18 protein-coding genes are annotated in these 19,656 nt (G+C 30.6%); 16 read left to right on the top strand and 2 right to left on the bottom strand.

Annotated elements, in window-relative coordinates; translation table 11 throughout:
- Positions 1 to 5 precede the first annotated feature (5 nt).
- A complete protein-coding gene (locus FIA58_RS07275; RefSeq protein WP_140961674.1) occupies positions 6 to 1,145 on the bottom strand; it encodes an ATP-binding protein in 1,140 nt (379 codons plus the stop codon).
- A 240-nt stretch (positions 1,146 to 1,385) separates the two neighbouring features.
- On the opposite strand from FIA58_RS07275, the gene FIA58_RS07270 reads away from it, so the two are divergent.
- The 11 genes from FIA58_RS07270 (at position 1,386) to FIA58_RS07220 (ending at position 13,158) form a co-directional block, all read left to right on the top strand.
- Entirely contained in the window at positions 1,386 to 2,486 is a 1,101-nt protein-coding gene (locus tag FIA58_RS07270) for a DUF3103 family protein (RefSeq protein WP_140961672.1), read from the top strand.
- A 284-nt stretch (positions 2,487 to 2,770) separates the two neighbouring features.
- A complete protein-coding gene (locus tag FIA58_RS07265) occupies positions 2,771 to 3,775 on the top strand; it encodes an AAA family ATPase (RefSeq protein ID WP_140961670.1) in 1,005 nt (334 codons plus the stop codon).
- An 82-nt stretch (positions 3,776 to 3,857) separates the two neighbouring features.
- A complete protein-coding gene (locus FIA58_RS07260) occupies positions 3,858 to 4,724 on the top strand; it encodes a DUF58 domain-containing protein (RefSeq protein ID WP_140961668.1) in 867 nt (288 codons plus the stop codon).
- A 1-nt stretch (position 4,725) separates the two neighbouring features.
- On the top strand, positions 4,726 to 6,348 hold the full coding sequence (locus FIA58_RS07255) for a BatD family protein (protein WP_140961666.1): 1,623 nt from the start codon (positions 4,726 to 4,728) through the stop codon (positions 6,346 to 6,348).
- A complete protein-coding gene (locus FIA58_RS07250; RefSeq protein WP_140961664.1) occupies positions 6,345 to 7,349 on the top strand; it encodes a vWA domain-containing protein in 1,005 nt (334 codons plus the stop codon). The genes FIA58_RS07255 and FIA58_RS07250 overlap by 4 nt, the downstream gene beginning before the upstream one ends.
- A 12-nt stretch (positions 7,350 to 7,361) precedes the next feature.
- Positions 7,362 to 8,399 (top strand): VWA domain-containing protein, encoded by a 1,038-nt coding sequence (locus tag FIA58_RS07245; protein WP_140961662.1) that lies wholly within the window; start codon positions 7,362 to 7,364, stop codon positions 8,397 to 8,399.
- 1 nt (position 8,400) lies between these two features.
- Positions 8,401 to 9,204, top strand: coding sequence for a tetratricopeptide repeat protein (locus FIA58_RS07240; RefSeq protein WP_140961660.1), 804 nt, complete (start codon positions 8,401 to 8,403; stop codon positions 9,202 to 9,204).
- Position 9,205: 1 nt separating this feature from the next.
- Positions 9,206 to 10,966 (top strand): BatD family protein, encoded by a 1,761-nt coding sequence (locus FIA58_RS07235; protein WP_140961658.1) that lies wholly within the window; start codon positions 9,206 to 9,208, stop codon positions 10,964 to 10,966.
- Between the two features lie 5 nt (positions 10,967 to 10,971).
- Positions 10,972 to 11,733 (top strand): tetratricopeptide repeat protein, encoded by a 762-nt coding sequence (locus FIA58_RS07230; protein ID WP_140961655.1) that lies wholly within the window; start codon positions 10,972 to 10,974, stop codon positions 11,731 to 11,733.
- 40 nt (positions 11,734 to 11,773) lie between these two features.
- Complete coding sequence (locus FIA58_RS07225) at positions 11,774 to 12,502, top strand: glycine-rich domain-containing protein-like (protein WP_140961653.1); 729 nt, start codon at positions 11,774 to 11,776, stop codon at positions 12,500 to 12,502.
- Between the two features lie 2 nt (positions 12,503 to 12,504).
- Entirely contained in the window at positions 12,505 to 13,158 is a 654-nt protein-coding gene (locus tag FIA58_RS07220) for a hypothetical protein (RefSeq protein WP_140961651.1), read from the top strand.
- Between the two features lie 27 nt (positions 13,159 to 13,185).
- Here the strand turns inward: FIA58_RS07220 and FIA58_RS07215 are convergent, their stop codons facing one another.
- Positions 13,186 to 13,734, bottom strand: a complete 549-nt coding sequence (locus FIA58_RS07215) for a CvpA family protein (RefSeq protein ID WP_140961649.1) — start codon at positions 13,732 to 13,734, stop codon at positions 13,186 to 13,188.
- Positions 13,735 to 13,871: 137 nt separating this feature from the next.
- Here FIA58_RS07215 and FIA58_RS07210 point away from each other — a divergent pair, with 137 nt between their 5' ends.
- The 5 genes from FIA58_RS07210 (at position 13,872) to FIA58_RS07190 (ending at position 19,635) form a co-directional block, all read left to right on the top strand.
- On the top strand, positions 13,872 to 14,228 hold the full coding sequence (locus tag FIA58_RS07210) for a hypothetical protein (RefSeq protein ID WP_140961647.1): 357 nt from the start codon (positions 13,872 to 13,874) through the stop codon (positions 14,226 to 14,228).
- 14 nt (positions 14,229 to 14,242) lie between these two features.
- Positions 14,243 to 15,205, top strand: a complete 963-nt coding sequence (locus tag FIA58_RS07205) for a bile acid:sodium symporter family protein (protein WP_140961645.1) — start codon at positions 14,243 to 14,245, stop codon at positions 15,203 to 15,205.
- Positions 15,206 to 15,303: 98 nt separating this feature from the next.
- Positions 15,304 to 16,323, top strand: coding sequence for a phenylalanine--tRNA ligase subunit alpha (gene pheS, locus FIA58_RS07200; RefSeq protein ID WP_140961643.1), 1,020 nt, complete (start codon positions 15,304 to 15,306; stop codon positions 16,321 to 16,323).
- A 30-nt stretch (positions 16,324 to 16,353) separates the two neighbouring features.
- Positions 16,354 to 16,761 carry a hypothetical protein gene (locus FIA58_RS07195; protein ID WP_140961641.1) on the top strand — a complete coding sequence of 136 codons (408 nt, stop codon included), beginning with the start codon at positions 16,354 to 16,356 and terminating at the stop codon, positions 16,759 to 16,761.
- A 66-nt stretch (positions 16,762 to 16,827) separates the two neighbouring features.
- Complete coding sequence (locus FIA58_RS07190) at positions 16,828 to 19,635, top strand: GH92 family glycosyl hydrolase (protein WP_140961639.1); 2,808 nt, start codon at positions 16,828 to 16,830, stop codon at positions 19,633 to 19,635.
- Positions 19,636 to 19,656: the final 21 nt, after the last annotated feature.

Here is a 19,656-nt window from a genome sequence, read left to right as displayed (position 1 = left end):
ATTAATTAATTGTATTTCATTTTTCTTAGAACACGCATCACTTCTTTAAATTCTAAATAAACATCAGCATTTTGGAATTTTTTGAGATAAATTTTTCCTTCAATTAACTTTTGTTTTGCTTCTTCAAAGCCATTAAGGTAGCATATCATAAGTGTAGAAGGTATATTTAGAACTTCTTTGTTTTCTCTTTCCGTTAACGGGATGTTTTTTTTCATTTTTTTTAGAATGCTAATGTTTGAGTTGTAAATATGATGAAGCATCTTTCTATTGTATTGTGGAGGTTCAAATAGCATTTGTGTATTCATTTTGTAATAACCATTATCAAAAAAAGTGATAGTAAGTTTTTCTAAAGGATAATAACTTGTTTTGTCATTGATGCCAAGAGCAATATGTTCAGTAATGGTAAAAGAGACATCATCATACTCTATGGTAACATCATCTTGTGCCGAATAAAACAATTTTACTTGCTCGTTTATTAATTCAATATCTACTCTTGAATAGAAAACATTATTTCTAATATTTTTTTTAATACCAGCCCAGCAAACTACAAAGAGCTCTTTGAACACTTTGTATTTGGAAAACAAATCTTTATGCCTATTGTTGATGAAGTCTTGAACACCATCTAGTGTATGTTCAATACTATTTCTAGAATTATTTTCAATACTAATAATCGTTTCAGTATTAATTTTTGAAAAAGGAATTTTTTCTTCAGTAGGCATAGAATTACTTCCTCTTCTCACAAAAACAGTATTAGCAATTATTGTATGAATTCCTTTTTTAAAGGAAGAGGTCTTGCTTTTAGGCTTAATAGTAACGAGTCCTACTACTTTGTCTTTTGGTAAATTTGGAAAAGGAACGTTTTCATATTGAATTTTTGGAGGGTTTTCTATATAAGCATTTACTAAATTTTGTATTTTACTATCATCAAAAAAATCATCACCTACAATTTCATTATTTTCATCTTCAACACCTACTACAATGTAAGAATTGTTCACAGGATTGGAATTAGATAATGCACAAATATGCTTTAAAAATTTAGCCTTTCCTTCTTTACTATGTAGATTTAATTGTCTTTTTTTATCATAAAAACTATTCTCATCATTATGAGCTAATAAATTTTTTATCAGTAATCTTTTATTTAGCATTTTTAGAAATAATTTGTGACTAATTTACTGTTTTATTTTAGCTCATTCAAAATGTTTTATAAGTTAATTATAATCTTGATTTTCTTTTTGTTATAAAAAACAAACAGCCTTTTAATTCTTATTGAAAACTTTAACAATAAAGGCAAAAAACTTGTATCCAAATTACTAAGTTTCAGTTGTAGTTTTACTTTATCAAAAAATAAAAAAACCTAAAATTATTTTAACAAAACTTTTAAAATCATGAAAATTTACTTTAGAAAAGTTGCTTCTGTAGTAGCAATATCATTTTTTTTCTTTTCCTGTAACAACGATGCTGTTGTTGAAGAAGGCAACCAAGAATCGAGTTATTTATCTCCAGATAAAATAGAATTAGCAAAATATATAGCGAATTCCATTAAAAGTAATAATGGAATAAATCTATTTAGCAATAATAAATTTAAAGATCAGAATGAAGTATTACTCACAGATGTTTTCAAATCATTAAACATGAAGAATAATGAAGAATTCATTTCATCAGAGATTAAAAAAGAAGGTATTTTAGAATGCTTTGTATACAATCAAGAAAAAATGAACTCGAATTTTTTAAACGACTTACAAATTCTTTTTGTCCCAATTGACGACAATGTTAAAAAATTGTATGGAGTAGATATTAATGGAAATAAAATAGTCGTTGATGCATTAAAACCAAGTGATAAACCAATGCTTTTTATAGATCAACATGGAAAATTTGAATTCCAAAAAAATATGAATTCATTCAATGAAGAACTTAAGAGTAGAGGGTTTGATTATGCTGTAACTAATACTGCTTCTGATAAATCTACTGCAGTAGATTTTAATAAAATAGATTCAGTAAAATTATCAGATATTCAAGAGCCTTGGTTTAAAGGAAATCCTGAAATTTATGCAATAGTATTTAATTTTGATAAAAACTTTAACGACCCATCTGTTCCTCCACTTAGAGTTTTACAGATGCCATATATTAAAAAGAAAAATGTGCTGTATACACCAGAACAACCTTTTGTTTTTTGGAATGAACATACAAGAAATGCTGCAACTATGATTATCATGGAAGAAGATTCAGGATTCAATTATGCATCTGTAATAAATATTGTTGTTCAAGCAATAGGAACAGGAGTAACTTTAGGAACAGGTGATGTAGTTTGGACTCCATTTGTTGTAAATACAATAACATCCGTTTTGAATGAAATAAAAGGAAGTTGGTCAACAGATTCAGATGATGAAATTGATCAATATTACATTATTAGAAAGCAAAATGTAACCCAATTAAAAAAAGGAGCTAGCAATAATGCCTCAATTACATATTCTTTCGAAACATTGTAGAAATTAATATGAGTTAGTTTAAAAAGCACATTTTTAAAATGTGCTTTTTTTGTTTTAATAAAATAACAGGAATCAGGAAAGTATTGATTAGAAATTGTTTATTGCTTGAAAGTTAACTTTTATTGCAAAAAATCTTAAAACTATAAAAACAAAATCATAAATAAGGCTTAAATAAGGACTAAACTTAATTTTTTTAACGCAATGTTAACATCGTAGTCCTAAATAAATTTTCAATTTTGAATTGTTAAATTTTTTTTTAAAATTTGAACTAAAATAAATTGAAAATGGAAGAAAATACTGCCACTCTAGATATTAGAGCGATTAATGAAAAAATTGAAAGAGAAAGTGCTTTTGTCGATTTATTGACAATGGAAATGAATAAGGTAATTGTAGGCCAAAAACACATGATTGAAAGATTATTAATTGGGCTTTTAGGTCAAGGACATATTTTATTAGAAGGTGTTCCTGGACTTGCAAAAACATTAGCCATTAATACCCTTTCACAAGCAGTACATGGCTCGTTTAGTAGAATTCAGTTTACACCGGATTTATTACCTGCAGACGTTGTAGGAACGATGATTTACAATATCAAGGAAAATGATTTTACTATAAAAAAAGGACCAATCTTTGCTAACTTTGTGTTAGCTGATGAGATTAATCGTGCTCCAGCCAAAGTACAATCAGCTTTACTTGAAGCAATGCAGGAAAAACAAGTTACTATTGGAGATACTACTTTTAAACTGGACAAACCTTTCCTAGTAATGGCTACTCAAAATCCAGTAGAACAAGAAGGAACTTATCCTTTACCTGAAGCGCAAGTTGACCGTTTCATGCTAAAAACAGTTATTGATTATCCTAAAATGGAAGACGAACGCTTAGTAATTCGTCAAAATTTATCAGGCTCTTTCGAAAAAGTAAATCAAGTGGTTTCAATAGAACAAATCCTTAGAGCGCAACAAGCAGTTAGGGAAGTGTATATGGATGAAAAAATTGAAAAATATATTTTAGATATTATTTTTGCAACACGTTATCCTGAAAAATATAAATTAGAAAGTTTAAAACCGCTTATTAGTTTTGGTTCTTCTCCTCGTGGAAGTATCAATTTAGCAACAGCTGCTAAGTGTTATGCTTTCATTAAACGTAGAGGATATGTAATTCCAGAAGATGTTAGAGCTGTAGTTCATGATGTTTTACGTCACAGAATAGGTATTACTTATGAAGCGGAAGCGGAAAACATTACTTCAGTTGATATTATTAATAAAATAGTAAACGAAGTTGAAGTACCTTAAAATTAGTTGGCAGTAAACAGTAACAGTATGCGGTTTCACAATTATACTGATCACTTATAACTGATCACTGAACACTAAAAGAATGGAAACGAAAGAGATACTCAAAAAAGTTAGAAAAATAGAAATAAAAACCAGAAGATTGAGCGATCATATCTTCTCAGGGGAATACCATACTTCTTTCAAAGGAAGAGGGATGACTTTTTCCGAAGTACGTCAATATCAATATGGTGATGATGTTCGTGCTATTGACTGGAATGTTACTGCTCGTTACAACGAACCCTATGTAAAGGTTTTTGAAGAAGAACGAGAGTTAACCATGATGCTTATGGTAGATTGCAGTGGTTCTGAGTCTTTTGGATCAAAAAATCAATTTAAGAACGAAATTGTAACTGAAATCGCAGCTACTTTAGCCTTTTCGTCTACTCAAAATAACGATAAAGTAGGTTTAATTTTATTTTCCGATGAAATTGAATTATTTATTCCTCCTAAAAAAGGGAAATCCCACGTTCTAAGAATCATAAGAGAGTTAATAGAGTTCAAACCTAAAAGCAAGAAAACCAATTTGGCTCAAGCCTTAAAATTTTTATCAAGTGTGATGAAGAAAAAGGCAATTGTCTTTTTGATTTCCGATTTTATGATAAAGGAATATGAACAGACTTTAAAGATTGCTTCAAAGAAACATGATTTAACAGGCATTAGAGTTTTTGATAAACGAGAAGAATCAATACCAAACCTTGGTATGGTAAATATGCTTGATGCAGAAACAGGAGAATCCTTTTTAGTAGATACAAGTTCAAAAAGTGTTCGTATGAATTACGAAAAGTATTATAAGGAGAATGTAAAATATTTTACTGAAATTTTCTCAAAATGTGGTGCGGGAACAGTGAGTACAAGAGTTGATGAAAGTTATGTTACCAAATTATTAGGCTATTTTAAAGCAAGAAATTAAGATGTTAAAGAATATAAGATTACTATTTTGTTTGTTACTTACTTCGATTGCTTTTTCTCAATCGATTCAATCTACTGTAGATTCAACACAAATTAAAATAGGTTCTCAGTTTAACCTAACGATTAAAGCAAACGTTTCTCAAAAAGACAAAGTCGTTTTTCCAGAGGGACAATTTTTTGGACAATTAGAAATTTTAGAATCCTATCCGGTAGATTCCATAAAAAACAACGATAAATTAGAATTAATTAAAAAATATGGGTTAACCCAATTTGATTCTGGTCAATATATTATTCCTCCTCTTCAAGTAATTATTAATAATAAGACAGTCCGAACAGATTCATTTGCAATAGTAGTCAATCCAGTAGTGGTAGATACTTTAAAACAACAGATGTATGATATTAAGTCAATTATAACTGTTGAAAAACCAACCGACTATTTTTGGTTGTATGTTCTGTTAGGATTAATTGCTATTATTGGAATTGGGATTTTAGCATATTATTTCATCAAAAAGAAACAAATTAAAAAGAATGAAGAAGACGAAATATTGTTTGCTTCACCAATTGAAAAAGCATTATCACAATTACAAAATTTAGAAGGCAAAGAACTTTGGCAAAAAGGAGAAACAAAAGCGTATTATTCTGAATTGACAGATATAACTAGATATTATCTAGAAGAGGCTGTTGAAATTCACGCTATGGAAAGTACTTCTAATGAGTTGTTTCAAACATTGAAAAGCACTATAAAAAAGAGAAAAATTAAGCTAAGTCAAGATATTTTAGAAAAATTTAAAAAAGTTATGTCAAATGCCGATTTGGTTAAGTTTGCCAAATCAAAACCATTAGACTTTGAAATTGAAAACGATAAGAAAATGGTGGATTCGTTCTTAATTTCTTTGGATAAAGCTATTCCAAGAACAGATGAAGAAAAAGAAAATTTGTTTACTGAGGAATTAAAAAGAAAAAGAAATCGTTCTCAAAAATTAAAACGAATATTCATTCCGTTATCATTAGTCCTTTTCTTAGTAATTCTGGGTGGTGTTTTTATAGGAATTTCTAAAGGAACAGATTATATTAGAGAAAATTGGTTGGGTCACAATGCAAAATCTTTATTAAATGAGGAATGGGTTTCTTCAGAATATGGTGATCCAGCAATAATTATCTCAACGCCTAAGGTTTTAAAACGAGTTTCAGATGAACGTATTCAAACTAATCTACCAGCTCATGTAAAAGCTACAGCTAAATTTACTTATGGAAGTGTATTGGATAACTTTTCAATTACTTTGAATACAACTGCTTATAAAGATACAACTACGGTAGACTTAAGTCGTGTTGTGGAATATGATTTAAAAAATATGGAGTCGTTTGGGGCAAAAAACATTACTGTAAAAGAAGAAGATTATGAAGACCCAAAAGGGTTAACTGGTAAAAAAGCATTTGGTAGTTTTACAGTAACTAATCCTATTGATAAGGAAAATCAACAAATGAATTACGAATTATATGTTTTTTCTCAACCAGGTGGAGTACAAGAACTTTTCCTTATCTATAAAAATGACGATGAATATGCAAAACAAATTATGGAAAGAGTAATCACTTCTGTCGAACTTAGAAAAACTGCAGAGAAATGAAAAATGTAACTTTTTTACATCCTGAATTTTTCTGGTTGTTTTTGGCTTTGCCAATTGCAATAGCTTGGTATGTTTATTCTAGGAAAAAACATACTGCAACTATTAAAATGAGTTCATTAGCTCCTTTTGCAAATAGTAAAACGATACTATCAAAAATAAAACCAGCGCTTTTTGTATTAAGAATGTTGGCTTTGTCAGCAATTATAGTAGCTTTAGCAAGACCAAGAAGTGTTGATGTAACTGCAAAATCAAGAACAACAAGAGGAATAGATATTGTAATGGCAATCGATGTTTCCGGAAGTATGTTAGCCAAAGATTTAAAGCCAAACCGGTTAGACGCTTTAAAAAGAGTGGCTGCAAAATTTGTGGAAGACAGAATTAACGATAGAATTGGTTTAGTAGTTTATGCAGGAGAAAGTTATACAAGAACACCTGTCACGTCTGATAAAACAGTGGTTTTACAATCTCTAAAAACAGTAGAATATGACGATTCTGTTATTGCAGATGGAACAGGAATTGGTGTCGGATTAGCAACAGCAATCAATAGATTAAAAGATAGTAAAGCAAAAAGTAGAATTATTATTTTATTGACTGATGGTGTAAACAATGCAGGAACAATCGACCCTAGAATGGCAGCAAATATTGCAGAACAATATGGTATAAAAGTTTATACTATTGGAATAGGAACAAACGGAATGGCTCCTTTTCCTTATGCTAAAGCTTCAAACGGACAATTTTTATTTCGAAACATGAAAGTTGAAATTGACGAAGATTTAATGAAAGAAATTGCAAAAACGACTGACGGAAAATACTTCAGAGCAACGAATAATAAGAAATTAGAAGAAATTTATGCAGAAATAAATAAGCTTGAAACAACGGAAATAGAAGAAAAAAAATATTTCAACTATGACGAAAAATTCAAACCTTTTGTTTGGTTTGCTTTTGCATTATTACTGATAGAAATTACTTTAAGAAACACTATTTTTAAAGGGTTTGTTTAAAAAAATAAGAAAATGTATCATAAGTTAGAAGAACCAATATTATTATATTTATTACTAGTACTTCCAGTGTTAGTACTGTTATTCTTATTTCAGGTATATTGGAAAAAGAAAAAACAAAAAGAATTTGGTGATTTAGAATTAATAAAAAAGTTAAGCCCTACAAAATCAATTTTTAAGCCTACTTTAAAATTTGTTACTGTATTACTAGCCTTAACGGGACTTATATTAGCATTGGTTAATCCAAAAATAGGAACAAAAATTGAAACGGTTAAAAGACAAGGTATTGATATTGTTTTTGCTTTAGATATTTCAAAAAGTATGCTGGCAGAAGATATTGCTCCAAGTCGTTTAGAAAAATCAAAGCAATTGATAAGTCAAATTATTAATAGTTTAGGAAATGATAGAATAGGAATTGTAGGTTATGCAGGAAGTGCTTATCCAGTTTTACCTATGACAACCGATTATAGTATTGCAAAAATGTATTTGCAAAACATGAATACCAACATGGTTTCATCACAAGGAACAGCTTTAAATGATGCTATTAATTTAGCAACCACTTTTTTCGATGCTCAAGATACAAGTAAATTGATTATTTTGGTTTCCGATGGAGAAGATCATGGAGATGGAGCCGATGAGGCAAGTGAAATTGCTAAAGAAAAAGGAATTAAAATCACAACAATTGGAGTTGGAACTGTAAATGGAGGACCCATTCCTATAAAAGGAGACAATGGTGTTATTGCAGAATATAAAAAAGACAATCAGGGAGAAGTTGTGATTACTAAGCTTAACCCAGATATTCTTCAAAATATTGCTCAAAACACCAAAGGAACTTATATCGAAGGAAATAATACCAAACAGGTTTTAGAACAAGTAAAAAATGTGTTAGATAACATAGAAAAAACAGAGTTTGAATCACAAGAAATAGCAGAATATCAAACCCAATATCAATGGTTTATAGGCATTGCTTTTTTTCTTTTATTAATAGATATTTTCTTTTTAGAGAGAAAAACAGCTTGGTTACAAAAATTGAACTTATTTAATGAAAGATAGTATGCAAAGGATAATTATTACAATAGCATTATGTATCACTTCAATACTTTTTAGTCAAAATAAAGACAAAAATTTATTTGAAGGAACAGAATTATTTAGCACAAAAAACTATTCATCTGCCGAAAGTGATTTTAGAATTTCGCAATCTAACAATGAAGAGAAGAAAGCGGTGGCTAATTATAATCTAGGAAATAGTATCTATAGACAGAACCAACCTAGTGAAGCTAAATATAAGTTTTTAAATGCTGTCGAATCGGCTAAAACTAAAGAAGAGAAACATAAGGCTTTTCATAATTTAGGAAACTCTTTAATGCGTGAAGAAAATTATGGAGCTGCAGCAGAAGCTTACAAAAATGCCTTGCGTAATGATCCATTAGACGAAGAAACGCGTTATAATTATGCTTTAGCAAAGAAAAAACAAAAAGAAAATCCTCCTAAAGACGATAAGAATAAAGATAAGGACAAAGACAAGGATAAAAATAAAGATCAAGACCAGAAAAATCAGGATAAGAAAGAAGATGGTCAAGATAAAAAGGACAAGCAAGACAACGGAAAAGATAAAGACAAAAAAGACTCAGATAAAGGAGATAAAGACGATAAGAAAAAAGAAGGTGATGATAAAAAAGACAAGCAAGACGGAGAGAAAAAAGAAGATGATAAAGGAAACCCAAAACCTTCTGGTGTTAATAAGCAACAAATAGAAAACTTGTTAGATGCTGTAAATAATGCTGAGAAAAAAATACAAGATAAGTTAAATGAAAAAAAGGTAAAAGGTGTTCCTGCAACAAATGAAAAAGATTGGTAAAATGAAACAGTATTTTATTGTACTATTACTTTTTGTTCAAACGGCTTTTTTAGCTCAAGAAATTAAATTTGAAGCAAAAGTCAGTAAATCTACTATTGGGTTAAATGAGCGTTTGCAAGTAACTTTTGCAATTAATGAAGATGGTGATAATTTTCAAGCACCAAATTTCGAAGGCTTTAGACTAGTAGGTGGTCCTTTTCAATCCACAAACTTTTCTTGGGTTAATGGAGTAAAGTCTTTTAGTAGAAGTTATACCTATGTTTTACAACCTACTCAAAAAGGGACAATAACTATTAAGCAAGGTGTAATTGAGTTTGATGGACAAACATATAAAACGCAACCAGTGACAGTGGCAGTAACTGATGCTGTAGAATTACCTAAAGACCCAAATGATCCAGATTACAAAGTAGGTGAGGGTGTTCATTTAGTAGCAGAAGTTTCAAATGGAAACCCTTATTTAAACGAACCTGTAACGGTTGTTTACAAACTATACTTTAATCCAAGATTTCAAGTTAGAAATGTACAAGAGGTAGAGAACCCTAAATATAACGGGTTTTGGAGCCAACAAATTAATATTGATAAACTACAAGCTGTTCAAGGAAAGTATGACGGAAAAGATTATGCTTTAGTGGTTTGGAGAAAGGTTATTCTTTATCCTCAAGAAGTAGGAACCAAAGCATTAGAACCATTAACGATTAATTTAGATATTGATGTGCCTACAGGAAGAAGAAATTTCTTTTTAGAACCAGAATATAAATCAGTCACAAAAACGATTTCGGCTGGAGCCAAAACATTAAACGTTAAATCGTTACCAGAAGAAGGGAAACCACTTAGTTTTGCAGGTGCAGTTGGGAAATTCAATTTTGAGGTAAAACCTTCCAAAACAGAGTTGAAAAGTGGTGAATCATTAGATCTTGAAATCAGTGTAACAGGAACAGGTAATTTAAAATTGTTTACATTACCAAAAACAGAATTTCCAAGTTCTTTTGAAATTTTCGACCCAGAACACAAAGAAGAAGTGAATACTCCTTTGTCTGGAATGAATGGAAAAATCTCCGATAAATACACTATTATTCCTCAATTTAAAGGAAAATATACGCTAAAACCAATTGATTTTTCTTATTTTGATTTGAATACAAAATCATACAAAACAATCACCTCAGATGAGATTACGATAGACGTTTTAGATAATCCAAACTTTACTTCTACTAAACAAGATGTGGTTCAAAATGATACGAATAAGCAACAGGTTGTAAAAAACAATACGTTTCAATTTATCAAATTAAAATCAGATTTTGTTCCAAAAGAAAGAACAGCCTTTTTTGGCACTCAATTATTTTATGGATTAGTATTAGCTCCGTTTTTATTTATTCCAATAATAGTCTTAGCTAGAAAGAAAAAAGAAGCGATTGATGCAGATGAATTTGGAAATAAAATCAGAAGAAATAATAAGTTAGCCAAAAAATATCTTTCAGAAGCTAAAAAACAAATGGGTAATAAAATTCCATTTTACATGGCAATGGAAAGAGCATTACACAATTTCCTAAAAGCCAAATTGCACATTGAAACTTCAGAAATGAGTAAGGAGAATATTCAAGAAATATTAGAGAATAAAAAAGCACAACCAGAAACGATACAGCAATTTATTCAATTAATGAATGATTGCGAATTTGCTAGATATGCTCCAGCCACAGAAGTAGCAATGAAGCAAGACTTCGAAAAAGCAGTAAGTTTAATTTCCGACCTAGAAAAACAATTGTAATAAAGATGAAGAAACTAATTTACATAGTTGTTTTAATTACGAATTTTATTTTCGCTCAAGAAAACGCAAAAAAACAATTTGATAGTGCAAATGAATTGTATCGAAAGGAACAATATACTCAAGCGATTGATAAATATGAATCTATTCTATCAAAAGATAAATTAGAATCAGCGGAGCTGTATTTTAACCTTGGAAATTGCTATTATAAATTAGGTAAAATTGCACCCTCAATATATAATTTCGAAAAAGCAGCATTACTAAACCCTGATGATCAAGCCATAAAGACCAACTTAAGTTTTGCCCAAAAAAGAACAATCGACGACATAAAAGTGATGCCAAAAGTGGGTTTTTCAAACTTTTTAAACAAAACAACAGCCGTTTTTTCTTATGATATTTGGGCTTGGATTGCTGTTGGTTTATCAACTATGGTATTGCTATTTTTTATAGGATATTACTTTTCATCAACAACTATTTTAAAACGAATATTCTTCTTGGGAATGTTTGTATTAATAGGTTTTATAGTTATAAGTATTTCATGTGCATTTCTGCAAAAGCAATTAGAGAGGAATGTGCGACCTGCAATTGTTTTTGAAGAATTGGTAAATGTGAAAACGGAGCCTAAAACTAGTTCAGAAAACGCATTCATGCTTCACGAAGGGACGAAAGTTTTTGTAAAAGAAACCTTAGACAATTGGAAACGTATTGAGCTTACAGATAAATCAGAAGGTTGGATTAAAAAAGAGGCGATTAAAGAATTGAAAGAATAAAATTATTCTCTATTTTTGGGAAAGTTGAAATTTTATTTACATGGATAAAACGCTTTGGAAAGAAATTGAAAAATTCGATTTTGATTTTTCTCTTTCAGAATATGGTTTTTCTACTCGTTTGGCTTACGAAAATGAATGGACAACATTCTTTACTCAAAAAGCCATTGAAGAATATAAGAAATTCATGTATTTGGCTGCTACTTCTAATCAAATGGTTTCTCCTTCAGAAATTGTAGATATTGTTTGGCATCAACATTTGATTTTTACTCAATCTTACAAAGAATTTGGCGATATCCTAGGTAAAAAAATAGAACACATTCCTTCTACTCATAACAGAGAAGAAAAAGATAAATTCATGGCTGCCAAAAAACGTACTAAAGAATTATATGAAAGTGTTTTTGGGTTACAACCCAAAGCATTTTGGGAATACAACACATTTTCAGAAGCGTTAGAGATTGAAAAATCAAAGATACATTTAAGTTCTATTCTTTCTTTCGGTTTACTAATGCTATTCTTTCTAGTCTTATTCTTTCGATATGTTCTTTATGATGTCTTTGTATATATTGACAATCCTTTTTTTCTAATCCTATACATTTCTTTAGCAGTAGTAATTTATTATTCTTTAAATATATATAATGAGATTGTAGTGGGTAAAAATATAAAAAAAATAATCTCAAATCCCATTATTAAAAAATTAACAGCAAGCGAATTAATTCATTTAAAAACCAACCAACTAAAAGTGGTTATTCATGGTTATGTGAATATTTAGTAGTGGATAAAAAGTTAAAAATTACAGACTCAAAAGAAATAATAAAATCAAATAGAGGTAAAAAAGGGAGCAACGCTATAGAAAACAGTATTATAGATTCTTTTGATTCAAGTAGTAGTGTAAAATATAGTCATTTATTGAGACTGCTTTTGAGCAAGCCTATTTTTTCAAAAATTCCTAAGGCAACAAATAAAATCAAAGAAGCAATTAATTTTTCAAAAAATAATGTAAAGTTATTTGCATTTAACTATGCTTTTATAGTGTTTTTTCTTGCAATAGGAGTTACTAGATTGGTCATTGGATTACTAAGAAACAAACCAGTGATATATTTAGTACTACTATTAGTTTTGGCTTTTTATTTGTCATTTCTTTTTTTAAAAAAAGCATGGAATATAATGGTTTATAAAGGTATTCCAGATCAGTTTAGAAATGAAATTATTCCAAAATCGAAGACCGAACACACAGGCTGGGAATGGAATTATTTTTTAAATGGAACAGCATTGCTTTCGGCCGCATTTATTCCTTTAGCAAGTACTTATACCAGCTCTAATTATTTTTCAGGATGTGGCACAAGTTGTGGTTCTAGCTGCGGAAGTTCTTGTGGTTCCAGTTGTGGTAGTTCATGTGGCGGCGGTTGTGGTGGCTGTGGAAGTTGATTCCTAAGTAAGTACTGAGACTAAATACTATACTTGTTCGTTCTCATTCGTTTCTTCCTTCTCCTCCTCATCAGTACTTTTTATGCTTTTTTCATACCATTCTTCAATCTTTGGATATAAATATGCAGAAATTTCTTTGGTAGGATTATAAAAAATAGAGTCATCCAAGGTTTCTTGAGTTGCCAATGCACTATTGATATTCACTTTCTCAAACAATAAAATGACCACACTTAGTAATAAAATGGTCTTTAAAACACTAAAAAGAGCTCCGGCTAATTTGTTAATCCAACCCAGATAAGCAAAATCAGCTATTTTAGTCAATAGTTTTGCAGAAAGATAAATTAGCACAACTACAAGGATAAACGTCAAAGCAAAGGCTGTTATTTCAATATATTTGGGTTCCCAACTTACCTTGGTTTCCAAAATATTTTTTACCAAATAAGAGAATTTAATCGCTACAAATATTCCAGCAACTAAAGCAATCAAAGAAGCTAATTCTACAAAAAGACCATTCTTAATTCCCTTATACAAAGCATAACACAACAAAACAGCAAATACAATATCAATAAAACTCATTCTAAAAAGAAAATAGATTAAAGAATAAAGATAATAGAAATTATTTAAAACCAAATTTCGGCTATATCTTTGCACAAAATTATGTTAGTAGTTGAGGTTACTTACAACTTGCAGCTTATAACTTACAACTTTGAAACATGTCAAGAGACGAACAATTAAAAGAACGTTGGGAAAGCGTTGTCACTATATTATCCAATAAATTCGCAGATGGAGACGAACTCGATTTGGATGCGATTATTTATTTGATTGGAATTCAAGAATTGGGTAAATTCAAACAAGAATTTAAAAAAGATGAAAAAGTAAACCTCATGCATATTGCTATTTGCCGTTTACTCGAACCGTATGGCTATTACGAATTTGAATTTTTCGATAGCGACGGTTGGCCTCATTACAAAGTTAAAGAAGAATTACCTCCTTTAAAAGCAGGTGAACAAAGTATTCTAATGAAAGATGCTATTGTGAATTATTTTTTAGATAAAGAATTAATAGATTAATTGATAGCTGTTAAATGAAAATAGATAAGTTTGTATTGGCTATTATAGCAATAGTTCTTTTTGCCTATCTTTTTCCTCAATTGGGCGCAAAAGAAAGCAATATTCCTCTTGATTTGATAGGAAGTATAGGTGTTGCTTTGATTTTTTTCTTTTACGGATTAAAATTGCATCCTGATAAAATTAAAAGCGGACTTAAAAATTGGAAATTACATGTTTTGGTGCAGTTGTCTACTTTTTTATTGTTTCCAATTTTAATCTTGCTTTTTAAACCTTTTATCACTTCAGAAAATCAAGAAATAATTTGGTTGGCTTTTTTGTTTTTAGCAGCTTTGCCTTCTACAGTTTCTTCTTCAGTAGTAATGGTTTCTATGTCGAATGGTAATATTCCAGCAGCAATTTTCAATGCTAGTATTTCAGGATTAATTGGGATAGTAATTACTCCACTTTGGATGGGTTTATTTTTACAGCAAACCACAACTGAATTTGACTTAGGTGTAATTTATATCAAATTAGCAACAGAAATTCTTCTACCAGTCATTTTAGGCCTTAGTTTACAACGGTTTTTAGGGAAATACGCTGCAAAATACAACAAGCAATTAACCTTATTTGATAAATCGGTTATCTTATTAATTATTTATAAAAGCTTTGCTGAATCTTTTGAAGGAAATGTATTTACATCTGTTAAAATACTCGATTTAGTGCTGATTTTTACGATAGACATCGCACTCTTTTTTGTAGTGTATTCTTTAATTGGTTTTTTATCTAAAAAACTACAGTTTAATAAGGAAGATCAAATAACAGCACAATTTTGTGGAACCAAAAAATCATTGGTTCATGGAACAGTCTTCTCTAAAATTTTATTTCCTTCAACTATTTCTACTGGAATTATTCTTTTACCATTAATGTTGTTTCACGCGACTCAAATTTTTATTATTAGTGTGATTGCTTCTAAACTTGGAACAAGAGAAAAAGGCTAGATTTTTTAAAGATTTACTATAGAAACAGACAAACTTTAGAATTAAATCAAAAGAAAAAAATTTAATTTGTAAATTTGCAGTCCATTTTAAGATTTGCAATGATAGACAAGATTAAAAGTCATATTGAAGAAGCTAAAGCTTTTCATACTGATAGTAAAGAGAAACTAGAAGAATTCCGCATCAAATATTTAGGTAGCAAAGGCTTGCTAAGAGAGTTGTTTGCAGATATGAGAAATGTTCCAAATGAAATGCGAAAAGATTTTGGATTAATTGTCAATCAGTTAAAAAACACTGCGGAAGATAAAGTCGCTGCTATTCAAGAACAATTAGAAAGCAAAGAAGTTGTAAAAGGGATTTATGGAGATGTAACACGTCCAGGTGAGCCTATAAACATTGGTTCTCGTCATCCTATTTCTATTGTGAAAAATCAAATTATTGATATTTTTTCAAATGTAGGTTTCAATGTGTCTGAGGGACCAGAAATTGAAGATGATTGGCACAACTTTACCGCATTAAATTTACCAGAATATCATCCAGCAAGAGACATGCAGGATACTTTCTTTATTCAAACTAATCCCGATATTTTACTACGTACACATACTTCATCGGTGCAAGTGCGTTATATGGAAAACAACCAACCACCTATCCGAACTATTTCTCCAGGTCGTGTTTTTCGTAACGAAGATATTTCATCACGTTCACATTGTATTTTCCACCAAGTAGAAGGCTTATATATTGACAAAGACGTTTCTTTTGCTGATTTAAAACAAACGTTGTTGTATTTCACTAAAGAGATGTTCGGAAAATCTAAAATTAGATTACGACCTTCTTATTTCCCATTTACTGAGCCAAGTGCTGAGGTAGATATCTATTGGGGGTTAAATAATGAAATCGATTATAGAATAACCAAAGGAACAGGTTGGTTAGAAATTATGGGTTGCGGAATGGTGGACCCAAATGTTCTTAAAAACTGTAACATCAATCCAGACGAGTATACAGGTTTCGCTTTCGGAATGGGAATTGAACGAATTGCTATGTTATTATATCAAATAGGAGATATTCGTATGTTTTATGAAAATGACGTACGTTTCTTAGAGCAATTTAAATCGTCAATTTAGTCTTAATACTTTAGTTTTAATACTATTCAAATGAAAGCAGATATTATAATCCCAAAAGTAGAAAACGTTCACGTTGTAGCTATATTAGAATGGAGCGATGATTTTCAAGAAAATTGTTGGTATGCTTATTTATTAAATGCTACTAATGAAACTTTGGAAATGGCCATGATTGTTTCCCGTGCTTACGGATTAATCAATGGAGAAAATAGAAATACCATGCAATTGCGTCATGCTTTTGCTAAAGTTGAACCACAAACAGCTGTAAAAATCGAATTTTTAGAGAATAATGTCTTACAATTGAACAATGAATTTATGTTGTCGTATTTCATTGGCAACCAAATGTTCGACAAGAAATTCATTTTCAAAGCAAACAGTATCAACGATAAAGCGCAATCTGATTTACCTGTTATTCCGAAACGCGGAGTAATGAGTATTTAGGAATCACAAAAAAATTGCAATCCTCATAAAAATTCCTCAATTTTATAATCTAATTCAAGTTGTAAAATGAGGAATTTTCTTTTAACATTACTTTTTATCGCAAATTTTACATTTGCACAAGATTTTGCCAAACACGTTAATCCATTTATTGGTACTGGTGGTCACGGGCATACGTTTCCAGGAGCAACAACACCTTATGGAATGGTGCAATTGTCTCCAGATACTCGAATTGATGGAAGTTGGGATGGTTGTGGTGGCTATCATTATTCTGATTCAGTTATTTATGGATTTTCCCACACCCATTTGAACGGAACAGGAGTTTCAGATTATGGCGATATCATGTTGATGCCAAACATGGGCGAACCTTCACTCGATAATAAAGTGTACTCTTCATCTTTTTCTCACGATAACGAAAATGCTTCCGCTGGATTTTATAGCGTAAAATTAGACAAACACAATATAGATGTGTGTTTAACCACTTCAACACGAGTAGGTTTTCATGAATATACTTTTAACGAGAGTGGTCAAGCCAATATTATTCTCGATTTGAATCATCGCGATAAATTATTGGAAGGAAGAGTTCGTGTAATTGATAACAAAACTATCGAAGTGTTACGCAGAAGCGAAGCTTGGGCAACGAATCAATACGTTTATGCAAGAATAGAGTTTAATGTTCCAATGAAAATAACAAGTGTTAAATCAAATGGAGAGAAAAAAGGTGACTTTTATTCAGGAACAGAACTAAAAATGAGTTTCTCCAAACAAATCAAAAAAGGAGAAAAAATCTTGGTAAAAGTATCGCTTTCTCCAACCAGTTATGAAGGAGCCAAATTAAATAGTTCGGAAATTAAACATTGGGATTTTGAAAAAGTCAAGAAAGACGCAGAAGCACTTTGGAATAAAGAATTATCTAAAATTGAAGTCTCTTCAAATGATAAAGATAAGTTAGCCGTTTTCTATACTGCTTTATATCATACGATGATGCAACCCAATATTGCTCAAGATTTAGACGGAAAATATCGTGGAAGAGATAACAAAATTCATACTGCAGAAGGGTTTGATTATTACACCGTTTTTTCACTTTGGGATACGTTTAGAGGAGCACATCCTTTATATACATTAATCGATAAAAAAAGAACGTCAGATTACATTAATACATTCCTCAAACAATACGAACAAGGAGGACGATTACCCGTTTGGGAATTGGCTTCCAATGAAACGGATTGTATGATTGGGTATCATTCAGTTTCTGTAATTGCTGACGCTATGGTTAAAGGGATTAAAGGGTTTGATTATGAAAAAGCATTTGAAGCCAGTAAAGCTTCAGCCATGAGAGATGTTTTGGGCTTAGAAGCCTACAAAAGACAAGGTTTTATTTCTATAGATGATGATCATGAAAGTGTTTCGAAAACCGTTGAATATGCTTATGACGATTGGTGTATAGCACAAATGGCTCAAATTTTAAACAAGCCAAAAGAGTATGAATACTTCATGAAACGTTCTCAAAATTGGAAAAATCTTTTCGATTGGGAAACAGGTTTCATCAGACCGAAGAAAAATGGAGGTTGGGACAAACCGTTTGACCCTCGTGAAGTGAATAATAATTTTACCGAAGGCAATGCGTGGCAATACACGTTTTTCGTGCCACAAGATATTCAAGGAATGATTGATGCTTATGGCGGAAAAGAAAAATTTGAAGCCAAATTAGATCAAATGTTCAACAGTGAAAGTAAAACCACAGGTCGGGAACAAGTAGATGTAACAGGCTTAATTGGACAATATGCACATGGAAACGAACCCAGTCACCATATGGCTTATTTGTACAATTATGTAGGTAAACCAGAAAAAACAAACGAAGAAGTAAAATACATTTTAGAAAATTTCTACAAAAACACACCAGACGGTTTAATAGGTAACGAAGATTGCGGACAAATGAGTGCTTGGTATGTGTTGAGTTCCATGGGGATTTATGCGGTTACTCCAGGAATTTCAAAATGGCAAACAGTTAAGCCAAATTTCGATAAGATTAAAGTTCATTTTGAAAATGATAAAACAGTCAATGTATTAAATAATGATAATTCAAAATTAGGATTCTTTATTGAGAGACCAATTAATACATCTGACTATTATTATTCTAGAATGATCTTACCAGTTCCAGTAATTCAAGCGGAAAGTAAATCATTTAAAGACAAATTATTGATTTCAATGGACAGTAATAATTTGGATAATGGAAAATATAGAGATTATATGATTTTCTATAAAATAGAAGGACAAAAAGAGTTTTCTCTTTATACAAAACCTTTTGAAATTTCAAATTCAGCTAAAATTTATGCTTTTACTAAAGAAGATTTAGAAGGAAGAAATGAAAGCGACACCATTTCCGCTCAATTCTTCAAAAAACCAAATAATTACACCATTGCTATCAAACCTAAACTAGATAAACAATATCACGCTGGAGGATCAGATGGTTTGCTAGATGGAATTAATGGAGATGTAAATTGGAGAAAAGGAGACTGGCAGGGCTATCAAGGCAAGGATTTTGAAGCTATAATTGATTTGCAAAAGGAAATGAAAATAGATAAATTAAATGCTAATTTTTTACAAGATACTAGAGCTTGGATTTTAATGCCAACGGAAGTTGAATTTTATGTTTCCAATGATAATAAGACGTTTAAAAAAGTAGCGACAGTTGTTAATACTGTTGACCCCAAAGAATATAACACAGTAATTAAAGACTTTAGTGTTTCAGTAAAAGAAAAAGGGCGTTATGTAAAAATCATAGCTAAAAACTTTGGAAAACTACCCGAATGGCATCAAGGTCATCCTTACGATGGTGATGCTTATATTTTTATTGATGAAATAACAGTGAATTAATTTCGTTAAAACAATAGTGCC

This window comes from Flavobacterium jejuense (genome assembly GCF_006491595.2).
GTDB lineage: Bacteria > Bacteroidota > Bacteroidia > Flavobacteriales > Flavobacteriaceae > Flavobacterium > Flavobacterium jejuense.
Note: the sequence above shows the minus strand (reverse complement) of the source record. Positions and strands in the feature narration are given on the sequence as shown.

Coding starts and splice junctions, on each gene's coding strand:
- FIA58_RS07240 (WP_140961660.1), top strand. CDS start 8,401: ATGCAAAGGATAATTATTACAATAGCATTATGTATCACTTCAATACTT.
- FIA58_RS07205 (WP_140961645.1), top strand. CDS start 14,243: ATGAAAATAGATAAGTTTGTATTGGCTATTATAGCAATAGTTCTTTTT.
- FIA58_RS07245 (WP_140961662.1), top strand. CDS start 7,362: ATGTATCATAAGTTAGAAGAACCAATATTATTATATTTATTACTAGTA.
- FIA58_RS07225 (WP_140961653.1), top strand. CDS start 11,774: ATGGATAAAACGCTTTGGAAAGAAATTGAAAAATTCGATTTTGATTTT.
- FIA58_RS07215 (WP_140961649.1), bottom strand. CDS start 13,734: ATGAGTTTTATTGATATTGTATTTGCTGTTTTGTTGTGTTATGCTTTG.
- FIA58_RS07265 (WP_140961670.1), top strand. CDS start 2,771: ATGGAAGAAAATACTGCCACTCTAGATATTAGAGCGATTAATGAAAAA.
- FIA58_RS07195 (WP_140961641.1), top strand. CDS start 16,354: ATGAAAGCAGATATTATAATCCCAAAAGTAGAAAACGTTCACGTTGTA.
- FIA58_RS07235 (WP_140961658.1), top strand. CDS start 9,206: ATGAAACAGTATTTTATTGTACTATTACTTTTTGTTCAAACGGCTTTT.
- FIA58_RS07270 (WP_140961672.1), top strand. CDS start 1,386: ATGAAAATTTACTTTAGAAAAGTTGCTTCTGTAGTAGCAATATCATTT.
- FIA58_RS07190 (WP_140961639.1), top strand. CDS start 16,828: ATGAGGAATTTTCTTTTAACATTACTTTTTATCGCAAATTTTACATTT.
- FIA58_RS07230 (WP_140961655.1), top strand. CDS start 10,972: ATGAAGAAACTAATTTACATAGTTGTTTTAATTACGAATTTTATTTTC.
- FIA58_RS07255 (WP_140961666.1), top strand. CDS start 4,726: ATGTTAAAGAATATAAGATTACTATTTTGTTTGTTACTTACTTCGATT.
- FIA58_RS07250 (WP_140961664.1), top strand. CDS start 6,345: ATGAAAAATGTAACTTTTTTACATCCTGAATTTTTCTGGTTGTTTTTG.
- FIA58_RS07275 (WP_140961674.1), bottom strand. CDS start 1,145: ATGCTAAATAAAAGATTACTGATAAAAAATTTATTAGCTCATAATGAT.
- pheS (WP_140961643.1), top strand. CDS start 15,304: ATGATAGACAAGATTAAAAGTCATATTGAAGAAGCTAAAGCTTTTCAT.
- FIA58_RS07260 (WP_140961668.1), top strand. CDS start 3,858: ATGGAAACGAAAGAGATACTCAAAAAAGTTAGAAAAATAGAAATAAAA.
- FIA58_RS07210 (WP_140961647.1), top strand. CDS start 13,872: ATGTCAAGAGACGAACAATTAAAAGAACGTTGGGAAAGCGTTGTCACT.